Source organism: Sphingomonas sp. (assembly GCF_042095875.1).
Lineage (GTDB): Bacteria > Pseudomonadota > Alphaproteobacteria > Sphingomonadales > Sphingomonadaceae > Sphingomonas.
On record NZ_JBELMJ010000052.1, the window covers coordinates 11,281 to 16,854 of the forward strand.

Consider the following 5,574-nt stretch of genomic DNA (forward strand, 5'->3'; position numbering starts at 1 on the left):
CAGGTGAACCTCGATTACGCGTCCGAGGCCGACATGGCGAAGAAGTTCCGCGTCGGGCTAGCGCTGCAACCGCTGGCGACCGCGCTGTTCGCCAATTCTCCCTTTACCGAAGGCAAGCCGAACGGCTTCCTGAGCTACCGCAGCCACATTTGGTCCGATACCGATCCCGCGCGCACCGGCATGCTGCCGTTCGTGTTCGAGGACGGCTTCGGCTACGAGCGCTACGCCGACTACATGCTCGATGTGCCGATGTACTTCGTCTACCGCGACGGTCAGTATATCGACGCGGCGGGGCTGAGCTTCCGCGACTTCCTGCGCGGCGAACTGTCGGTGCTGCCGGGCGAGCGGCCGACGATCGAGGATTGGAACGACCACCTCTCGACCGCCTTCCCCGAGGTGCGTTTGAAGACGTTCCTGGAGATGCGCGGCGCGGACGGTGGTCCGTGGAACCGTATCTGCGCGCTACCGGCGTTCTGGGTCGGGTTGCTGTACGACGATGCGGCGCTCGACGCGGCGTGGGACGTGGTCAAGGACTGGACGCTCGAGGAGCGGCAGGCCTTGCGCGACGCGGTGCCGGCGCGCGGGCTGTCGGCGCCGATCGCGGGCGGCGGGCAGTTGCGCGACGTGGCCGGCCGCGTGCTCGACATCGCGCACGCGGGGCTGAAGGCGCGCGCGCGGCTGAACGCGGCGGGCGACGACGAGACCGGCTTCCTCGATCCGCTGCGCGAGGTGGTGCGCAGCGGCAAGGTGCCGGCCGAGGTGCTGCTGGAGCGCTATCATGGCGCGTGGAACGGCGAAGTGTCGAAGGTGTACGGCGAAGCGAGCTTCTGAGCGCGCCGAGTCTGGCGGCGCAGCGCTGCTGCATCGGCAACCGGCCCGCTTTGCCGCTAGCCTAAGACCGGCGCGTTGCGGCTCACGCGCGCGTCGCCGGCATCACCCTCGCGCCTGCGATGCCGGAGCGGCGGCGCTGCCCCGTGCCCAGCGCAGTAAGCGCGGCACCGCGCCGCGACGCGCCATCCAGGCGTGATAGGCCTGGTAATCGGGGTCGAGCAGCAGGTGCCGCTCCTCCGTGCGCGCGCGCCAGTAATAGATGCCGCTGACCGCCGCGAGCAGGATGGTCGCGCGCGCGGCGTCCGTGAGGCTCCCGGTGGTCAGGAACGGGATCGTCGAGATCCACCAGAACAGGTTCTTCGACAGATAGGCCGGGTGGCGCGACAGCGCGTAGGGACCGTGCGTCAGGATGCCGCGGTTGGTCAGGTTGGAGAAGCGCAGCCCGAACGCCACGGTCGACCAGGCGTAGATGCCGGTCAGCACCACCAGCACCGCCCCCGTCACCGCCAGCAGCGTCGGATGACCCTGCATCCAGTGCGTCCAGTCGGCGGTGCCGGGACGATAGTCGAACGGGCGCCCGTCATCCATCATGATGAACGGCGGGTAGCAGATCAGCGCCGCGGTCCACCCCGCCATGAACGGATTGGCCGAGCGGATGTGCGCGTCGAGCGGGCGCATCGTCAGCAGGTAGCCGACCGTCGCGAAGGCGACGTCGACCACGAACATGAAGTTGATCAGCCAATTGGCCAGCATGACCGGCGATCCGAGCAAATTGGCGGTGTCGGCGTTGACGAAATCGGCGAAGCCCGGCGGCACGATCGCGAGCATGAAGGCGAGAAAGAACGCCTTCACCCCCCAGGCGCGCAGGTGCGCGTAGATCGCCTCGTGGTCGGCCGCGGCCGTGCCGGTAATCCACGCGCCCAGCGCCCATGCGCCGTCGCGCGGCTCGACCAGGTAGCGGTCGAGCCACAGCACGTAGGGGATCGAGGCGGCGAACAGCCACGGCGCCGCACCCTCCAGGCACCACATCGCGAAGCGGTAGTTGCCGTCCCAGTAGAAGCGCCCGGTCATGTAGATCAGCGCGATCCCCGCCCAGGTGATCCACAGCCCTGCGAGCTTGACGAGGCTCACATCGATCGTCTCGCGCCACGGCCGCGCGTGGCTCCAGTCGATCCCGGTCGAGGCGCGGCGGTGGACCTTGTCGACCAGGAGCAACCACAGGACCATCGGTACGCCGCAAGCGGCGACGTTGGCGAGCGCGGCGTAGGTGCCGTCCATCCCGAAGTGTCGCGCGACCGCGACCCAGGCGATCAGCCCGACGAGCCCGGCGATGCCGACACCGTGGCCGACCGCGCTGGCGGGCCGGGGGTCGGCGCGGGTCGCGCCGGAGAAGCCTGAGTCGTGGAACATGCCCGCCGCCCTAGCAGCGGATTGGTAAGCGCCCGGTGAAGCCTGCTCACCCGCCGGCCTGCTGCCACGCCAGGATGCGCGGGTCGGGCGTGACGAGCATCAGCACGTTGAGCGCCAGATTGTCGCGGATCGTGGCGAGCAGCAGCAGTTCGAGCGCGACACCCAGCGCGACGCTCACGCGCCACGGCAGCGCCCGCGCGAGCAGGAAGCCCGCCATCATGCACGCGATGTCGCCGACCGAGTTGAGCACGCTGTCGCCGGTGTAGCCGAGCGCGGCGGTCACGCTGCGGTAGCGGTCGATCACCGCGGGGGAGTTCTCCGCCACCTCCCACGCCGCCTCCACCACCACCGCGGCGAGCAGCCGCGCGCGCCAGCCCCAGCGGCGCAGCAGCAGCCAGCCGCCCGCGTAGAACAGCAAACCGTGGACGAGGTGCGTCGCGCTGTAGGGATCGAGCACTTGCTGGCTGTTCTCGGCCGAAGTGACCTGCCCGTGCCACAGCGCGACGCGCCCGCAGCGGCAGATCGCGCTCCGTCCCATCGCCAGCAGCACCGCGGCGGTGAGCGCGACCACCCCCGCCACCGCCAGCCAGATGCGCGTGTCTCGCCGCGCTACCCCGCCACCATCCATGCGCGCGAGCGTAGCGCGGACGGTGCGGACGCGATATGCCCGCCCGCATGGCACCCACCCGCCCCGAGGCGCGCGCGTGAGGCTCGGCGCGCTCAAGCTCAAGCTGCAGCTCGTCTGCGGCGACGGCTTCGCAATGGGGCCGGGCAAGGCCGACCTGCTCGAGGCGATCGACCGCGAAGGCTCGATCTCGGCGGCAGGCCGCGCGCTCGGCATGAGCTACCGCCGCACCTGGTTGCTGGTCGACGAGATGAACCGCTGCTTCCGCGAACGGCTGGTCGAGGCGTCGGCGGGCGGCGGGCAGAACCGCGGCGCGCGGCTGACCGGGGAAGGGCGCGCGGTGCTCGCCGCGTATCGGACGCTGGAGGCACAGGCGGCGGTGATCGCCGACAGCGACGCCTACCGCGCGCTGACCCGCGACCTGCTCGACGCGCCGCAACCGCCGCGTCCCTGACGCCGCGGACACAGACGCGCAGACCGCCGCATCCCATTCCACACCCGCGCGTTGGGGGCGCTCACTGACGAGAGCCTGAGCCATGAGCGGACCCCGATTGTTTGAGCCATTCGACGTGGGCGGCCTGTCGCTCGCCAACCGCATCGTGATCGCGCCGATGTGCCAGTATTCGGCCGAGAACGGCTGCATGACCGACTGGCACCTGATCCACCTCGGCCATTTGGCGCTGTCGGGCGCGGGCGTGCTGACGATCGAGGCGACCGCGGTCGTGCCGGAGGGGCGGATCACCTACGGCGACGTCGGGCTGTGGGACGACGCGACCGAGGCGGCGATGAAGCGCGTGCTGGACGGCGTGCGCGCGCATTCGCCGATGCCGATCGCGATCCAGCTCGCGCACGCCGGGCGCAAGGCGTCGACCGAGCTGCCGTGGCACGGCGGCGATCAGATCGCGGCGGGGGAGGCGAACGGCTGGCAGACCGAGGCGCCCTCGGCGCTGCCGTTCGGCGACGACGACGCGGCGCCGGCCGCGCTGACCCGCGAGCGGATGGACGAGATCCGCGATGCCTTCGCCGCGGCGGCGCGCCGCGCGGCGCGGCTCGGGATCGATGCGGTGCAGATCCACGCCGCGCACGGCTATCTGCTGCACGAGTTCCTCTCACCGCTCTCCAACGATCGCGACGACGAATACGGTGGCACGCTGGAGAACCGGATGCGTTACCCGCTGGAGGTATTCGACGCGGTGCGCGCGGCCTTCCCGGCGGACAAGCCGGTCACGGTGCGCGTGTCGGGGACAGACTGGGTCGAGGGCGGCTGGGACGTCGCGGGCACGATCGCCTTCGCCCGGGCGCTGGAGGCGCGCGGGTGCGCCGCGATCCACGTGTCGAGCGGCGGGCTCGACCCGCGCCAGGACATTCCGGTCGGCCCCAATTACCAGGTGCCGCTGGCGCGCGCGGTGAAGGAAGCGGTTTCGATGCCGGTGGTCACTGTCGGGCTGATCACCGACTTTGAGCAGGCGGAGGCGATCGTCGCGACCGGCGACGCCGACCTGGTCGCCCTCGCGCGGACGATCCTCTACGATCCGCGCTGGCCGTGGCACGCCGCCGCGCACTTGGGCGGACGCGTCCGCGCGCCCGACCAGTACCTCCGCTCGCAGCCGCGCCGGTTCAAGGACCTGTTCGACCAGCCCGACGACGGGACCTACTGACGCGCGGACCACGGCGATGCCGGTCCGCGCCGCGGTTTGACGCGCCCGGCCGGGCGGCGCACAGCGGCGCTTCCTCTCGCCGGACGCCGCCGCTGCTCCTCGCCTCCCTCCTGCTGATCGCCGCGGCACAGGCCGGTCCGCCGCCGGTCTCGCCCGACCCGGCCGAGGTCGTCGTCGTCGCGCGCTCGCGCAAATGCGACGTCAGCGTCGCCGATCGCGTGCTGTCGGATGCCGAGTTCAACCGCCGGGCGGCCGAGTGGGCGGCGGGCACGCCGGTGCGCGTCGTCGCGCCGCGCGGCGCGGATTACCGCTGCCTCGCCAAAATCGCGTTCCGCCTGGCGGATCGTGGGGTCAAGAAGATCATTTTCGATCCGTGACTACCAAACCCCATCTCGCCCCCGCGCTGACCGCGGCGGAGCCGGCGCGCGAGGCCGCGACCTGGCACCTTCCCACCATGCTGCGCGGCGCGGGGCTGTGCGCCGCCGCGATCGCGCTGATGCTGCTGGTCGGCTTCGCGCTCAGCCGCCACCCGTTCGGGTTCGACCTGCCCGTCAGCGGCGCGCTGCGCGGCGCGGGACCGCAGTGGCTGCGCCGCACGGTGATCGACGTGACCGCGCTCGGCGGCGGCACCGTGCTGACGATCGTCACGCTCGGCGCGGTCGCGATCCTGCTCGCGCGCCGGCTCGCGCTGACCGCGGCGCTGGTCGCGGCGGCGGTGATCTCGGGCACGGTCGCCAGCAACGCGCTAAAGCTCGTCTTCATGCGCCCGCGCCCGCCGCTCGCCGATCGGTTGATCGAGGTGTCCGGCGACAGTTTCCCGAGCGGGCACGCCGCCAATTCGGCGATCGTCTACCTGACGCTCGCTGCGCTCGTGACGCAGGTCACGCCCGGCCGCGCGACGCGCAACACGGTGCTGGGTCTCGCGATCCTGCTCGTCGGCGCGATCGGCACCAGCCGCGTCTACCTCGGCGTCCACTGGCCGTCCGACGTGCTCGCCGGGTGGAGCTTCGGCACATTATGGGCGATCGGCTGGTGGCAGATCGCCAGGCG

The 5,574-nt window shown here is 71.5% G+C and carries 7 protein-coding genes; 5 read left to right on the top strand and 2 right to left on the bottom strand.

Annotation, left to right across the window (positions count from 1 at the left end):
* Positions 1-831: glutamate--cysteine ligase (locus ACFDS6_RS14620; RefSeq protein WP_375272833.1), on the top strand; the 831-nt coding region annotated here is incomplete at its 5' end.
* Between the two features lie 102 nt (positions 832-933).
* Here the strand turns inward: ACFDS6_RS14620 and ACFDS6_RS14625 are convergent.
* Positions 934-2,241, bottom strand: coding sequence for a methyltransferase family protein (locus ACFDS6_RS14625; RefSeq protein WP_375272834.1), 1,308 nt, complete (start codon positions 2,239-2,241; stop codon positions 934-936).
* 46 nt (positions 2,242-2,287) lie between these two features.
* Positions 2,288-2,869: a DUF2585 family protein gene (locus tag ACFDS6_RS14630; protein ID WP_375272835.1), complete on the bottom strand. Its 582-nt coding sequence runs from the start codon at positions 2,867-2,869 to the stop codon at positions 2,288-2,290.
* A gap of 76 nt (positions 2,870-2,945) precedes the next feature.
* On the opposite strand from ACFDS6_RS14630, the gene ACFDS6_RS14635 reads away from it, so the two are divergent.
* The 4 genes from ACFDS6_RS14635 to ACFDS6_RS14650 all read left to right on the top strand — a co-directional run.
* The gene (locus ACFDS6_RS14635) at positions 2,946-3,320 is read left to right on the top strand and encodes a winged helix-turn-helix domain-containing protein (RefSeq protein WP_375272836.1); all 375 of its coding nucleotides are present in this window, start codon (positions 2,946-2,948) and stop codon (positions 3,318-3,320) included.
* Between the two features lie 82 nt (positions 3,321-3,402).
* Positions 3,403-4,524: an NADH:flavin oxidoreductase/NADH oxidase gene (locus ACFDS6_RS14640; protein WP_375272837.1), complete on the top strand. Its 1,122-nt coding sequence runs from the start codon at positions 3,403-3,405 to the stop codon at positions 4,522-4,524.
* A gap of 218 nt (positions 4,525-4,742) precedes the next feature.
* Entirely contained in the window at positions 4,743-4,901 is a 159-nt protein-coding gene (locus ACFDS6_RS14645) for a hypothetical protein (protein WP_375272838.1), read from the top strand.
* The coding region (locus ACFDS6_RS14650) for a phosphatase PAP2 family protein (RefSeq protein WP_375272839.1) at positions 4,898-5,574 on the top strand (677 nt) is incomplete at its 3' end. The genes ACFDS6_RS14645 and ACFDS6_RS14650, both read left to right, overlap by 4 nt.

Excerpts from the sequence above, each read along its gene's own strand:
- ACFDS6_RS14625 (WP_375272834.1), bottom strand. The coding sequence starts at position 2,241 with ATGTTCCACGACTCAGGCTTCTCCGGCGCGACCCGCGCCGACCCCCGG.
- ACFDS6_RS14630 (WP_375272835.1), bottom strand. The coding sequence starts at position 2,869 with ATGGATGGTGGCGGGGTAGCGCGGCGAGACACGCGCATCTGGCTGGCG.
- ACFDS6_RS14640 (WP_375272837.1), top strand. The coding sequence starts at position 3,403 with ATGAGCGGACCCCGATTGTTTGAGCCATTCGACGTGGGCGGCCTGTCG.